General features: G+C 63.4%; 13 protein-coding genes and 1 pseudogene. 3 read left to right on the top strand and 11 right to left on the bottom strand.

Translation table 11 applies throughout. The features are described from left to right. Positions 1-6: 6 nt before the first annotated feature. The 9 genes and pseudogenes from HNS34_RS13255 to HNS34_RS13215 all read right to left on the bottom strand — a co-directional run bounded on the left by HNS34_RS13255 (position 7) and on the right by HNS34_RS13215 (position 10122). Positions 7-978, bottom strand: a complete 972-nt coding sequence (locus HNS34_RS13255) for a M28 family metallopeptidase (protein ID WP_172320551.1) — start codon at positions 976-978, stop codon at positions 7-9. Beyond that, positions 975-1769 carry a crotonase/enoyl-CoA hydratase family protein gene (locus tag HNS34_RS13250; RefSeq protein WP_172320550.1) on the bottom strand — a complete coding sequence of 265 codons (795 nt, stop codon included), beginning with the start codon at positions 1767-1769 and terminating at the stop codon, positions 975-977. The genes HNS34_RS13255 and HNS34_RS13250 overlap by 4 nt, the downstream gene beginning before the upstream one ends. A 56-nt stretch (positions 1770-1825) precedes the next feature. Further along, the gene (gene speB / locus HNS34_RS13245) at positions 1826-2782 is read right to left on the bottom strand and encodes an agmatinase (protein WP_172320549.1); all 957 of its coding nucleotides are present in this window, start codon (positions 2780-2782) and stop codon (positions 1826-1828) included. A gap of 125 nt (positions 2783-2907) precedes the next feature. Then, complete coding sequence (locus HNS34_RS13240; RefSeq protein ID WP_172320548.1) at positions 2908-4215, bottom strand: short-chain fatty acid transporter; 1308 nt, start codon at positions 4213-4215, stop codon at positions 2908-2910. 215 nt (positions 4216-4430) lie between these two features. Continuing rightward, positions 4431-7223: a DNA polymerase I gene (polA, locus tag HNS34_RS13235; protein ID WP_172320547.1), complete on the bottom strand. Its 2793-nt coding sequence runs from the start codon at positions 7221-7223 to the stop codon at positions 4431-4433. Positions 7224-7306: 83 nt separating this feature from the next. Further along, positions 7307-7753, bottom strand: coding sequence for a hypothetical protein (locus tag HNS34_RS13230; protein ID WP_172320546.1), 447 nt, complete (start codon positions 7751-7753; stop codon positions 7307-7309). Between the two features lie 79 nt (positions 7754-7832). Further along, positions 7833-8021: a zinc-finger domain-containing protein gene (locus tag HNS34_RS13225; protein WP_172320545.1), complete on the bottom strand. Its 189-nt coding sequence runs from the start codon at positions 8019-8021 to the stop codon at positions 7833-7835. Positions 8022-8148: 127 nt separating this feature from the next. After that, positions 8149-8532, bottom strand: a pseudogene (locus tag HNS34_RS13220) (HIT domain-containing protein). A gap of 12 nt (positions 8533-8544) precedes the next feature. Next, positions 8545-10122 (bottom strand): DUF5928 domain-containing protein, encoded by a 1578-nt coding sequence (locus tag HNS34_RS13215; RefSeq protein ID WP_172320543.1) that lies wholly within the window; start codon positions 10120-10122, stop codon positions 8545-8547. A gap of 133 nt (positions 10123-10255) precedes the next feature. Here HNS34_RS13215 and HNS34_RS13210 point away from each other — a divergent pair, with 133 nt between their 5' ends. From HNS34_RS13210 to HNS34_RS13200, 3 genes are all read left to right on the top strand, one after another. Further along, a complete protein-coding gene (locus HNS34_RS13210; RefSeq protein ID WP_172320542.1) occupies positions 10256-11074 on the top strand; it encodes a sulfotransferase family protein in 819 nt (272 codons plus the stop codon). Between the two features lie 61 nt (positions 11075-11135). After that, the gene (locus HNS34_RS13205) at positions 11136-11552 is read left to right on the top strand and encodes an OsmC family protein (protein ID WP_172320541.1); all 417 of its coding nucleotides are present in this window, start codon (positions 11136-11138) and stop codon (positions 11550-11552) included. 31 nt (positions 11553-11583) lie between these two features. Beyond that, positions 11584-12645 carry a hypothetical protein gene (locus tag HNS34_RS13200; RefSeq protein ID WP_172320540.1) on the top strand — a complete coding sequence of 354 codons (1062 nt, stop codon included), beginning with the start codon at positions 11584-11586 and terminating at the stop codon, positions 12643-12645. 34 nt (positions 12646-12679) lie between these two features. Here the strand turns inward: HNS34_RS13200 and HNS34_RS13195 are convergent, their stop codons facing one another. Together HNS34_RS13195 and nth are read right to left on the bottom strand one after the other, a co-directional pair. Beyond that, the gene (locus HNS34_RS13195; protein ID WP_172320539.1) at positions 12680-13675 is read right to left on the bottom strand and encodes an adenosine kinase; all 996 of its coding nucleotides are present in this window, start codon (positions 13673-13675) and stop codon (positions 12680-12682) included. After that, entirely contained in the window at positions 13672-14316 is a 645-nt protein-coding gene (gene nth / locus HNS34_RS13190; RefSeq protein ID WP_172320538.1) for an endonuclease III, read from the bottom strand. The genes HNS34_RS13195 and nth overlap by 4 nt, the downstream gene beginning before the upstream one ends. Positions 14317-14345 lie beyond the last annotated feature (29 nt).

The following is a 14345-nucleotide window of genomic DNA, read 5'->3' as shown; positions in this document are numbered from 1 at the left end:
CCAGCCTCACGCCAGCCGTGCCACCGTCGCGCCTGTGGCCACGACCAGCCGCGCCGCCTGCTCCAGCCGGTGCCAATCCAGCCGGTCCGTCCCGTCGCTGCTGCTGTGATATTCCGGCGCCTCCGCCCCGCCATCGTAGAACCCGATACAAGGAAAGCCCTGCGCCTCGAACGGCATGTAATCGCTGTCCCAGATATCGGTATGGGCAGTGGCAAGGCTGGTGTGTTCCGCGGCCAGCCGTGCCGCCAGCGCGCCATAGGCCTCCGCCGCCCGGTCATTCGCTGGTGTCGCGTTGCCCTGATCGACCTCGATGAAAAGCGGGGCGTCCGGAGTGTCGCGGCGGCGGGCCAGCATGTCGAGGTTCAGCATCATCGCCACCCGCCACCCCTCGCGCGCGGCGATATTGGCGCAGGCGGTGGAGCCGGCCAGCCCCTGCTCCTCGCCCGAGAACCCAACGAAAACGATCTCATGCGCGAAGGACAGCGGCGCGAGGATCCGCTGCGCCTCGATCAGTGCCGCCATGCCCGAGGCGTTGTCGTTGGCCCCCGGCGCGTCCGTTCCGGGGCGCTCAGATATACTGTCGAAATGCGCGCCGACCAACACCACCCCGCGCGGATCAAGCGGATTGCCCGCGACGATATTGTGCCGTGTCACGCCGGTCTGCAGCGTGTAGCCCTGCCGCGCCACGGGCTGTCCGGCCTGCCCCATCGCCCGCGCCACCCAATCCTCGACCGCCGGAAACTGCGGCGACGGGCTCCAGCGGGTCGGGAACGCGGTCAGCCCCTCGACCGTCGCGCGCAGACGGACCGCCGAGACCTGCCCCACCAGTCCCGCCACGCGCGGATGCTCCGGCGGGACCACCACCGGCACCTCGGGCCGGGGGTTTTTCCCCGGCACTTGCGCAGATCCCGGCCCGGCCAGCCCCGCCGCCAGACCGCCCAACAGGACGGCGCGCCGGTCGATGCCGCCCGGGCTCACTTGTAGACCGGCGCGCGCTTCTGCATCTGCGCCATCACCGTTTCCATCTGATTCGGCGCCCCCATCAGTGCCGCCTGCAACTCCGCCTCCAGCCGCAAGCCGTCGCCCGCCTGCCCCCAGAGCTGATCCACCAGCGCCTTCGACGCCCGCACCGCATCGGGCGAGCGTGCCGCCAGTTCCTCGGCAAACGCAATCGCGGCCCCGTGCGGATCACCTTCCACACGCGTCACCAGCCCCTCGGCCAGCGCCTCCTCGCCCGACAGCACCCGCGCCGTCATGATCAGCGCCTTGGCGCGATCCGGCGCCATCAGGCGCGGCAGGCTCAGGCTGATGCCCATATCGGGGATGAGGCCCCATTTGCCCTCCATGATCGACAGCTTCGCACCGGGCGCGGCAATGCGGAAGTCGCAGGCCAACGCCAGCTGCATCCCGGCCCCGAAACACACGCCCTCAATCGCGGCGATCACCGGCACAGGCAGGTCCATCAGCGCCTTGGCCGGGGCCTGGAACCGGTTCGGCTGGCCCGGCTCCATCGCCAGCATTTCGGCCTTCACGCCCTCCAGGTCGCCCGCAAGGGACATCAGCACCGAGAGGTCGATCCCGGCGCTGAAATCGCCGCCCTCGCCTGAGAGAACCACGGCCCGCAGACCCGGCTCGTCGGCCAGCGCCTCGCAGGCCGCGACCAGGTCGGCCAGCAATTCCAGCGTCACCGCGTTTTTCTTGGCGGGGCGGTTGAGGCGTATCTCGGCCACCGGACCGGCGGCGTTCTGGACAGTCATCAGATCGGACATTGCAGAGGCTCCTTTTGACCCGCAGCAGACGCCGCCTGCCGCCATCCGGTCAAGCGTTACCTCGCGTGGCCCGCGTGCAATACCCGCCCGATCAGGTTCAGCAGCAGTTGCGCCGCCAGCACCGAGGTCACATCGCCCGCGTCATGATCCGGCGCGACCTCGACCAGGTCGATCCCCACCACCCGCTGCCGCGCCGCCAGCCCCGCCAGCAGCTCCAGCACCTCGTAATAGAGGAACCCGCCATGGCTCGGCGTGCCGGTGCCCGGCGCGATGGACGGATCGAACCCGTCGATGTCGATGGTAAAGTAAAGGTCCACATCCGCCGGAATCCGCTTGATCATCCCCTCGACCCCGATCGCCCGCACCTGCCGGACCGAGAGGATATCCGTCCCCATCGCACGCGCCGCCTCATAGCCCTCCTTCGCGGTGGAACTGACATTGCGGATGCCAAGCTGGCTGATGCCGCTGACATGATCCTGCTCCGCCGCGCGCCGCAGCGCGTTGCCATGGCCATGCCGCACCCCATGGCGCTCATCCACAAAGTCCAGATGCGCGTCGATCTGCACGACATGGATCGGCCCGCGCCCCTCATAGGCGCGGATGCAGGGGATATGCACCGAATGATCGCCCCCCAGAACCACCGGCAGCGCGCCTTTCGACAGGATGAAGCGCACGGCAGCCTCGATATTGGCGTGGCTGCCATCGGTATCGGTATGGATGATATCGGCATCGCCCAGATCGACGATCGAGGTCTCCGGCCCCAGATAGGTCACGTCATCCTCGTGGTCATACGCACCCCCATGGCCGAAGGAGAACAGCGTCGATGCCTCACGAATGCTCCGCGGCCCGAACCGCGCGCCGGCCCGGAACTGGGTGCCGAAATCGAACGGCGCACCGAGGATGGCGACATCGGCATCCAGAGCCTCCCAATCGGCCAAATAGGGGGATTTGCCGAAGGTGGCGATGCCGGTGAAAGGCAGGTTGATGCCGCCCTTGTCCTGTCCGTGGGTCATGCTTCACCTCCTCGCCTATACCTGGTGAAACCAAATCCTGTCCGCTCCTTCACCGCAAGGGGCGGGGCCGTTGGCCCGCGATCATTGGCAGCCTCGTGACCCCGTCCCCACTTATGCTGCTGATCTCAGATGTAGGTCAGGCCAAGGGCAATAATGAAGCCCGACAGGATCAGATGGATTACGCAGAAGCCCATGATGTCCTTTGCCCGAAGCCCGGCAATGCCCAGAATCGGCAACGCCCAGAACGGCTGTACCATGTTGGTCCAGGCATCGCCCCAGGCCACGGCCATCGAGGTGCGGGCAAGATCGGCGCCAAGCGCTTCGGCCGCCGGAAGAATGACCGGGGCCTGCACCGCCCATTGTCCGCCGCCCGAGGGCACGAAGAAGTTGACGATACCGGCAGACAGGAATGACCAGAATGGCAACGAGGTTTCAGTGGCGAAGCTCACCAACCCCTCGGAAATACTGGCCGCAAGCCCCGACTGCACCATGATCGCCATGATACCGGCATAGAACGGGAACTGGATCACAATCCCGGCCCCGCCTCTCACGCCATCGTCCAGCGCGTTCAGCAGGTTTCGCGGACTGCCATGCAACAGGATCGCCAAGGTCAGGAACAGGAAGTTGATGACATTCAGCGACAGCCCGTTGCCGGTAGCGAAATGTTGGATCAGCCAGGCCGCGCCCGCCGCGCCGACCAGGATCGGCAGCGCGAAGCTGTGCTCCATGCGTTCAGCCGGGGTGGCGTTGTCGGGTTTCTTTACCTCATCCTCGACGAGGAGCGCGGGATCGACATAGACCGCATCCTCGTTGCGCGGCATCATCGCGCGATTGACCAGCGGAACCGCAATGAACAAGGCCGCTACGATGGCGATGTTGTAGACCGAGAAGATCGTCTCGGATGTCGAAATCACGCCCGTGATGTCGACGAAGGGGTGCCCTTCGGTCGCAATCGAAAGCGGGATCGACCCTGCCAACCCCCCATGCCAGACGATGAATCCGGAATAGGCCGAGGCGACGAGCAGGCGGTAATCGACGCGGATCGTGCGCGCCAGTTCCCGCGCAAACAGAGCTCCGACCACGAGTCCGAATCCCCAGTTGATCCAGGATGCGGCCAGCGAGACGAGAGAGACCAGCAAGATCGCCCCGCCGGGACTACGCGCGAGGGCCGCCAGCGCTGACAGGCCACGCCGCACCAAGGGTGTGGACGCCATCATGTAGCCCGTCACCAGTACCAGCAACATCTGCATGGAGAAGGTCAGAAGGCTCCAGAACCCGTCACCCCACATGATGACCACGTCAAGCGGGCCGCTCTCTTGGGTCAGCACGGCGGCGATGCCGGCCACGAGGGTAAGCACCAGCACAAAGACGAAGGGATCGGGCAGATACCTGTCTACCAGGCGGACCATCGGACGAGAGATGAAATTCAGCATGGGAAGGGCTCCTGTTTACTGACAGAGATGTCACTCTGCCCCCCCCCTAGCACCGCGGTAAAGGGGCGGGAAGGTCGGTCTGCCCGCAAGTCGACCGAGCCCCCAAAAGCCTCTTTCAAGAAAGGGCAATAAGCGTCAGTAAGATAGGAATAACCGTTTTGTTCTCGGGTTCGCGAACGCACAGGGTTTGAAAGCTGCTGTGCGTCTGTGCAGGCTCAATGCGCCTCGGCCCAGTTCGCGCCCTGCCCCGCATCGACCGTCAGCGGAACCGAGAGCTTCACGGCAGGATCCGACGCCCCCTCCATCACCTCCCGCGCTCGGGCGATCAGCGTCTCCGCCGCGCCCTCCTCGACCTCGAAGAGCAATTCATCATGCACCTGCAAGAGCATCCTCGCGGGCAGCCCTTCTATGGCGTCATCCATGCGGATCATCGCCCGCCGGATCACATCCGCCGCCGTGCCCTGAATCGGCGCGTTGATGGCCGCGCGATGGGCGAAACCGGCGCGCGGGCCCTTGGCGTTGATCTCGGGCGTGTGGATCTTGCGTCCGAAAAGTGTCTGAACGTAACCGTTTGATTTTGCAAATTCTTTCGTGTCGTCCATGTAGTCGCGGATACCGGGGAAGCGCTCGAAATAGGTGTTGATGAAGTCCTGCGCCTCGGCCCTGGGGATGCGCAGGTTGCGCGCGAGGCCAAAGCCGGAAATGCCGTAGATCACCCCGAAATTGATCGCCTTGGCGCGGCGGCGCACGTCCGGGGTCATCTCCTCCAGCGGCACGCCGAACATCTGGCTGGCGGTCAGCGCGTGGATGTCGATGCCGTCCTTGAACGCCTGCTTCAACTGCTCGATCCCGGCGATATGGGCCAGGATGCGCAGCTCGATCTGCGAATAGTCCAGCGAGACCAGCACATTGCCGGGCTCCGCCACGAACGCCTCGCGTATCCGTCGCCCTTCTTCAGTGCGCACCGGAATGTTCTGCAAATTCGGATCGGTAGACGCCAACCGCCCCGTGCTGGCCCCGGCGATGGCGTAAGAGGTGTGCACCCGGCCCGTATCGGGGTCGATATGGTCCTGCAACGCGTCGGTATAGGTCGATTTCAACTTAGAAAGCTGCCGCCAATCCAGCACCCGCGCGGGCAGGTCATGCTCGGTCGCCAGATCCTCCAGCACATCCGCGCCGGTGGCATAAGCGCCGGTCTTGCCCTTCTTTCCACCCTCGATCCCCATCTCGTCAAAGAGGATCTCACCCAACTGCTTGGGGCTGCCGACATTGAAGCTGCGTCCGGCAAGTTCGTGGATCTCGGCCTCCAGCCCCGCCATTTTCTGGGAAAAGGCGTTCGACATGCGGGAAAGCGTATCGCGGTCGACCTTGATCCCGTGCATCTCCATGCGCGCCAGAACGGGGACAAGCGGGCGTTCCAGCGTCTCATAAACCGTGGTCACCTGCACCTGGTGCAGCTTCGGCTTGAACGCCTGCCAGAGGCGCAGGGTGATGTCGGCATCCTCGGCGGCATAGGGCGCGGCGTCCTCGATCTTGATCTGATCGAAGGTTTTCATGGACTTGCCGCTGCCCAGGATCGACTTGATCGGGATCGGCGTGTGGCCCAGATAGCGTTCGCTGAGCGCATCCATGCCGTGATTGTGGATACCGCCATGCATCGCGTAGGACATCAGCATGGTGTCGTCGATAGGGCCCACCTCGATCCCGTAGCGTTTCAGGATCTTGGCGTCGTATTTCATGTTCTGCCCGATCTTGAGGACGCTCGCATCCTCCAGCATCGGTTTCAGCAGCGCCAGCGCCTCATCCAGGCCCATCTGCCCCTCTTCCAGCGTGTCGCTGCCGAAGAGGTCATCGCCGCCGGGCTTGTGCATCAGCGGCACGTAGCACGCCTTGCCCGCTTCGACGCAAAGACAGACACCCACCAGCCCCGCCTGCATTTCGTTGAGGCCCGTGGTCTCGGTGTCCACCGCGATGTAGCCGCGCGCATGGGCCGTGTCGATCCAGACCTGCAGCGCCTCCGCGTCGCGCACGATCTCGTAGCCTGCGGCGTCAAACGGCACCTCCTCGGGCGCCTCCGCGCCCTCCTCGGCCTGGGGTGCGATCTCGATCTCGGGCGCCTCGACGCCCATCTTGTCGGCGATGCGCTTGGTCAGAGTGCGGAACTCCATCTCGGCCAGGAAGGCCAGCAGGGTTTCCGGCTCGGGCGCGCGCAGGTCCAGATCGTCCAGGCTGAAATCAAGCTCCATCGCGTCATCGAGCAGGACAAGCTGCCGCGACAGGCGGATCTGGTCGGCATGGTCGATGAGCGTCTGGCGGCGCTTGGGTTGCTTGATCTCGCCCGCGCGCTCCAACAATGTATCGAGATCGCCGAATTCGTTGATCAAAAGCGCCGCCGTCTTCACCCCGATGCCCGGCGCGCCCGGCACGTTGTCAACGCTGTCACCGGCCAGCGCCTGCACATCGACAACCCGCTCCGGCCCGACGCCGAACTTGGCCTCAACGCCCTCGCGATCGATGCGGATGTTCTTCATCGCGTCCAGCATCTCGACGCCGCCGCCGACCAGTTGCATCATGTCCTTGTCGGAACTGATGATGGTGCAGCGCCCGCCCGCCTCGCGCGCCTGGCGGGCCAGGGTGGCGATGATGTCATCGGCCTCATAGCCCTCGATTTCCAGGCAGGCGATATTGAAGGCGCGGGTGGCGTCGCGGGTCAGCGGGATCTGCGGGCGCAGGTCTTCGGGCATCGCCTCGCGGTTGGCCTTGTATTGATCGTAGAGGTCGTTGCGGAAGGTGTGACTGCCCTTGTCGAACACGACTGCCACATGGGTGGGGGCATCCGGCCCGTGATTATCCTCGACGAACTTGTGCAGCATGTTGCAAAAGCCCGAGACCGCCCCGATGGGCAGCCCGTCCGACTTGCGCGTCAGCGGCGGCAGCGCGTGATAGGCACGGAAGATGAAGGCCGATCCATCGACCAGATGCAGGTGATGTCCCTTGCCGAATGCCATGTCCGTCCCCCGTCAGCCGCCCTGTCCAGCCTCGTTCATGACAACCGTTTGGCCCGAAGTCCAGCCGCTGCGCGCCGATCGGCTCAGCCGAAATCAAGGTCGAGAGACTGGACCAACGCGATGACGATCATGGTTCCGAGGATCGCGAACGCCAACCAGGCAATGAGCTGAAAGGCGAGGGCCGTCGCACCCAGGCCGAAACCGCCGATCACCGCGCGCCGCGGTTCGTGCTGAACGAACCCGATGACGGCCAGCACGATGGCCACGGCCCCTATTGCCGCCGTCGCCAATGCAAGGATGCGGTCAATGTCCCAGGGACGTGGCTGCGCCTCGGGTTGCGGCTCACCTCGCAATGCGCGAAGGCCCGATTGCTGAATCTCGGCGGCCAGTTCGCCAAGTGTCACGCCCGCGGAATCAACCGGGGCGAATGGACCGGCAAACAGGTGGACAAGGGTCAGCACCAGCGCGGCAGCGCCCAGCAACATGGCCCAGTTGGCAAACGGAGCAGTCCGGGTGGCAGGCATCGACATGTTGCAGTTCCTTCTGCTGAGGCTCCGAGAGCTGCCACGTAGAGGGCGCGACCGTCAGGCGGTGACCAGCACGACCGACTCAGGCGCTCTCAGCATTCTTCAGGAAGCTTTCGTGGATGAACTTCTTGTCGCAATAGCCGCATTCGACCTCGCCCGTCTCCCGGTCCAGCGACAGCCAGACGCGGGGATGGCCAAGCGCGCCTTCGCCGCCGTCGCACGACACGCGCCAGGCGTTGACAACTTCCGTTTCGGGGGCGTCGATACTCATCCGGGGGCTTCCTTTGCGGTGCGTGGGGCGGCGTTTCCTGCGCCCGATATTACAAATTGTCCCGCCCCCGGCAAGGGCGAGGAGGGGGATTGCCCGCAAAGGCAAATCCCCCGAGGAGCCCGCGCGATCAGCCCTGTTTCTCGATCATCCGCCCGATATTGCGTCCCGCCAGGATATGCACATGCAGATGCGGCACCTCCTACACGCCATGGTCCCCGGCGTTCGAGATCATCCGGTAGCCGCCCCCGCCCGCGCCGGGGTCCACCCCAAGCTGCGCGCAGACCTGGCCCACGGCGCGGGTGTAATCGACAATCTCGGCCTCGCTGGCCTCTGCCGCGAAGTGATCGTATGTCACATAGGCCCCCTTGGGGATCACCAGCACATGATGCGGCGCGGAGGGCGAGATATCCTTGAAGGCGAGGCTGTGCTCAGTCTCAAGCACGGTGTCATTGGGGATCTCGCCGCGCAGGATTTTCGCAAAGATGTTCTGGTCGTCATAGGCATAGGCCATATCGGTGCCTCCTCAGTCGGAATACAGATGCGGGGTTTCGGCGATCTCGCGCGCGGCGTCCATGTCGCAGCCGAAGAACTCGGCGATGGCGACGGCGTTTTCGCCGGGCTCACGGTCCTCGCGCACGCGCCAATGGTTGGAGAACCCGGCCTCGCGGATGCGGGTCGCCTCATAGTCGAACTCATGGCGCAGGGTCGGCAACAGGTGTTCGACCACCCCGTCTGGTGTGCCGTCATGGGCCAGTCCGACGCGCTGCGCATGGCCGATCAGGTAGTCATCGGTGAAGGTGCACTGGATTTCCAGGATGCGTGCGCTGGACTGGTCGTTCATGAAATCGCGCATCAGGTCGACATTGTTGGGGTCGAGGCAGATGATCAGCCGGTCGACCCCGTAGAAGTCGAACAGAAGCCGCATCACCGCGCGCCGGTGACGGTTGCGTTTCTCAAGCGTGCGTTCCAGCCCGCCCAGGTGGGGGATCTCGCACGACGCCTCGTCGAACATGTATTCCAGCCCCCGCGTCCGCGTCACCCGCTTGGCGGTTTCCAGCAGGCGCTTGGCGACATGCCATTTCTTGCACACGACCATCAGAAGCTCCCGCTCCTGCCCCAGGGTGCTTTCGCTTTCCCAGAACCGGGGCGCGAAGCGGCGCCCGATCCGGCCGCGCCCGGCGAGAAACTTGTAGAGCGTCCGCCCCTCGCCCGAGATCGCGAATTCCCGGCGGTCCGAGGCCCATAGCTGGCCAAGCCGCTCCTTCAGCTCCGCCGATTCCGGGGAGATCTTGCGCGCGAAGAGGAAATCCTGGCTCAGCAGCAGGTCGTAATGATCGTTGTAGAGCGTCACCGGCATCCCGTAATCGGTGAACATCAGGAAGGTCAGCGTGCGGCTTTCGATCTCGCGCAGCGCGACCAGGTGATTGACCAGCGTCTGAAAGAAGGTCTCATCCGGGATCCAGGTGGTGCGGAAGAACCGCAGCACATCGGGGCGGTCCTGGCAGAACGCCAGGATCTTCTCGATGGTGCTGCGCCGCAGGCACCACCATTGGCTGCCGATCATGATCTGCATGTCCTCGGGGATGGCCCGTTCCAGCCCCAGGCGCTTTTGCAGGTTCATCAGCGCGTAGAACAGCCGCTTGTGCTTGCGCTCATTGACGAAATGCCGGTAGACCAGCCGTTCGCCGCGCATCCCCGTCTTGATCCAGTCCGAGGCGAAGAAATCGAAGCTTTCGATATAGTCCTTGTCGTTGGCATCCAGGAAATCATGCGCATAGGCCGCCGACTTGATCGAGTTGCAGTCGCCCGAGAGCATGTAGAAATGCGTCGCATCCGGAAAGGCCGCAACCGCTGCCTCGACCGCGCCGAGCGTGGCCTGCACCAGGCTCCATTCCCCCCATCCGCACTTGACACGCTTGCGCGCAAAAGTGACCGACGGGTTGTCGGCCAGCGCCGCGGTGATCTGGTTGAACTTGTCATTCCCGGCGCGGGCGTCAAAATGGATCGAGATGTAATCGCCGGTCGCGGTCAGGCGGCGGGCCTGGAGGATGATCGCCTCCGGGTCCTTGTGGCACAACAATATGAAGGCAATCTTTGCCATGCGCGAAACAACAAGCCTCAATCTTTCCTTATTGTTGTGCCAATAAGGCCTAATACCAGTTAAAGACAGCCTAGATGTTTGCCGATTCCCGATCAATCCGCAGAACAGACAAAAATAGTGGAGACAGACGAGTATGGGTTTTCCCGGAACCTGGATGACCGAGAGCGAGAGTGTGGTCTATCGCGTGGTGCCCAAATGCGCCTGCTCGACCATCGGGCAGATCATGTATTACGCCGATTCGGGCGAATTCTTCGACGGCGACATCCATGACGCCAAGAAGGGGCTGCACAAATGGGCGCTGGAAGGCTCGCAACCCCTGATCGAGGCCAATGTGCGCGGCCACAAGAGCTTTGCCTTCACCTGCGTACGCAACCCCTACACGCGGATTCTCTCCAGCTTTTTCGACAAGATCTGCGGCATCCAGCGCAACGGCAAGCGCTACCGCGGCAATTTGGTGCCGCTCTTGATCCAGAAATACGGCATCGAGGTCGGCGGCGAGGATGGCAAGGGCGAGTTTGACCAGATCGCCAGCTTCCGCCGCTTCCTGCTGTTTGCCCGCGACACCATCCGCTGGCGCCGCCCGATGGACCCGGATATCCACTGGTCGGCCATGTCGGGCCATGTCTCCACCTTCATCGTCAATGGCGGCCGCTATGACCGCATCTTCTGGACCGAGAAGTTCAACGAGGGGATGCAGGGCGTGCTCGATTCGATCGAGAACAAGCACGAGGTGAAGCTGGAGGAGATTCCGCGCTTCAACGAATCCGAAGGTCACGGGCCCAAGCGCCTGCACCCGGTGGAGGACTATTTCGACGACCTGTCGATGCATTTGGTCTACGAGATCTACAAGCGCGACTTCCAGCTGTTCAGATACGATTTCGAGAATCCGGGCAACAAGATGCCCATAGGCGAGATCGACCTGGACGAGGTGCACGCCAAGCTCGGCGATTGACCCTCTGTTTCCCAGCCTGACATCGCAGTAAGACACGGGGAAACATCAACAGGAGACCCCCATGAAAGCGCGCGTGAACTGGACCGGCAAGCGGACCTTCATCGGCCATTCCGGCACCGGCCACAATTTCGTCTTCGGCACCAAGGAAGAGGACGGCACCACCCCCGGCCCCAGCCCGATGGAGCTGGTCCTGATCGGCACCGGGGGCTGTTCGGCCTATGACGTGGTCTCGATCCTGGAAAAGGGGCGCGAGCCGGTCGAGGATGTGATCGTCGAACTGGATGCGGAGCGTGCCGAGGGGACGCCCGCCGTCTTCACCCGTGTCCATATGCGTTTCATCGTCAAGGGGCGCGGCGTCAGCCCGGCCAAGGTGGAACGGGCGATCCAGCTTTCGGTCGAGAAATACTGCTCGGCCTCGGCGATGATCGCCAAGACGGCAGAGATTACCCATGATTTCGAGGTAATTTCCTCAGACTGACACCCGCAATATCGCACCCGGAGCATCCCACGTGACCAGCACACAGATTACGTTGCACATCGGCGCACCTAAAACCGGCTCAAGCTCGGTACAGGGGTTCCTCAAATCGAATCACAAACTGTTGCAGCAATACGGGCTATTCTATCCTACCGGTGAGGATCATCCCGCGCTCGCGGTTTCCCCGCACCACCATCTTCTGGTCCATGCCCTGACGCCAATGATGCAGCATTGGTTCGACTTCCCTCCCAGTGAAGCGCATCGAATCCTGATGAAGATCCTCGCTGATGCGAAATCCGATCCCGATACCAAGCAGATACTTCTGTCCCATGAGATGCTTTACAACAACATTGAGCGCATTGATGCCAACGTCCTGAAAGACCTGGTTGGGCAAGATCCGGTTCGCATCCTGGTCTATGCCCGGCGTCTCGATGATTGGAACGAGAGCCTATACCGACAGTTCATTTGGGGCAGGCTGCAACCAAGATCGACCGTGCATCATGGACAGAAAATCCCGATGATCCAGAACACACCTCATGTCCGCGAAATGGAGGCGCGGGGGGTGCGATTCGTTGCCGAGGCATATTGCAGAATGTTGCCACAGGCGGAATTCATCGTGCGGCCCTATTCTGCATTCCGCATCGGAGACGGCGTCATTCCCGATTTCCTGAAAGCTCTTGACCTGCCGCACCAAGAGATCTTGGCCAACGCCGCGCCGCAAGAGCGATTGAACCAGTCACGTCCGGTCGCGCTGACCATACTGCTTTGGCATTTGCAGCAGACCGAGCTGCCCACTGACGTGATTTTTCGGGTCTCCCGTGCCGGTCTCAAGATGGCAAGGCACACGAAGCCACCAATGGAAATCGAGTCCCGGGACTACCGGTTCCTGCCGCCAGAATATGCGCAACAGGCGCTGAAGATTTACACCGAGGACGTAAATCAGTTTCCGTCCCTGGCGGTCGATGGCTGTCTCACCCCCTGGGACAACGCTGTTCCGGCAGAGCTTACGCGAGACGAACAGAAGCGTGTGTTCGATTGGCTGGCACCCAAACTTCAGTCGGATGACCTCGACGCCGTTGCATCGGTTCTCGCGTAAAGGAGGCTGACGTTAGCCAGGAGCCTGAACGCCATCAAATCAAACCCTGTTCCGCGAAGATCGCCTTCAACGCCCGTTTCGGGCGCGGGCCGATATGGCCGATCACCTCGGCGGCGGCGGCAACCCCCATGCGCCCGCATGCCTCCATGTCGCGCCCCGTCGCCAGCCCGTAGAGGAACCCGGCGGCGAACTGGTCGCCCGCACCGGTCGCGTCCACCGGCGTGACCTCCGTTACCGGCACCTCGACCGTGACACCGGCCTGCCGGATGATCACGGCTTGCCCCGACCGGGTGCAGACCACGATGGGACAAACATCCGCCGCCGCATCCAGTGCGGCGGTCAGGTCAGCGGTCTGGTAGAGCGACAGCCATTCATCCTCGTTGCCGATCACGAAATCCATCTCGTCTTCGATCAGCTTGCGAAAATCGGCGCGGTGGCGGTCGACGCAGAACGGATCGGAGAGCGTGATCCCCGCCTGCCCGCCCGCGCTGCGGCAGGCGGCTGCGGCAGCGGCGAAGGCCTCCTTGCCCTTGTCCTTGTCGTAGAGATAGCCCTCCAGGAACAGGATGCGGGCGTTTTCCATCACCGACGCATCCACATCGGCGCCGGAAAACTCGGCCCCCTCGCCCAGATAGGTGTTCATCGACCGCTCGCCATCGGGGCTGACGAAGATCATCGAGCGCGAGGTCGGCAGGTTTTCCCCGCTCGCCACCGGCGGGTTGGGGAAATCGGTGCCCTCGTCTTGCATCTTCTCGGCGTAGAACCGGCCAAGCGTATCGTCGCGCACCCGGCCCACGAAGGCCGTCACGAGGCCGAGTGAACCGATCCCCGCCAGCGTGTTGCCGACTGACCCGCCCGGTGCCTGGGTCCGGTCGCTCATCGCGGCATAGAGCAGCTCGGCGCGTTCACGCTCCACCAGTTGCATGATGCCCTTGGTGATCCCCATGTTCTCCAGGAAATCGTCGGTCCCGTGCGAGATCACGTCGACGATCGCGTTGCCGATCCCGACAACATCATAGGTCTTGGTCATATGGTCTTTTCCTCGAAGGCACAGAGATCGTTTATCAGGCAGGTCGGACAGCCGGGCTTGCGGGCCTTGCACTTGTAGCGGCCATGCAGGATCAGCCAGTGATGGGCGTGAAGCTGGAACTCCGCCGGGATCCGGTCCTCGATGGCGCGTTCCACCGCGTCGACGGTCTTGCCGGGGCAGATGCCGGTGCGGTTGCCGACCCGGAAGATATGCGTATCGACCGCCTGCGCGGGCATGCCCCACCACATGTTCAGCACGACATTGGCGGTCTTGCGCCCCACACCCGGCAGGGATTGCAGCGCCGCGCGGGAGGACGGCACCTCGCCGCCATAGTCCTCGACCAGGATCCGGCTCAGCTTGATGACGTTCCTGGCCTTGTTGCGGTAAAGCCCGATGGTCTTGATATGCTCGATCAGCCGATCTTCGCCCAGATCCAGCATCTTCTGCGGCGTGTCGGCGATCTCGAACAGCTTCGCCGTCGCCTTGTTGACGCCAGCATCGGTCGCCTGCGCGCTGAGGGCCACGGCCACGACCAGCGTGAAGGCATTGGTGTGGTGCAATTCGCCCTTGGGCTCCGGCTCGGCCTCGCGGAAGCGGGTGAAGATTTCGTGGATCGTGGCATAGGGAAGCGGCTTGGACATGATCGCGAGGGCTCCGGGGGTCGGGTCAG

Source organism: Alterinioella nitratireducens (genome assembly GCF_013155465.1).
GTDB classification, from domain to species: domain Bacteria; phylum Pseudomonadota; class Alphaproteobacteria; order Rhodobacterales; family Rhodobacteraceae; genus Alterinioella; species Alterinioella nitratireducens.
The sequence above is the reverse complement of the archived record's forward strand: the minus strand, read 5'-3'. Positions and strand labels throughout refer to the sequence as shown.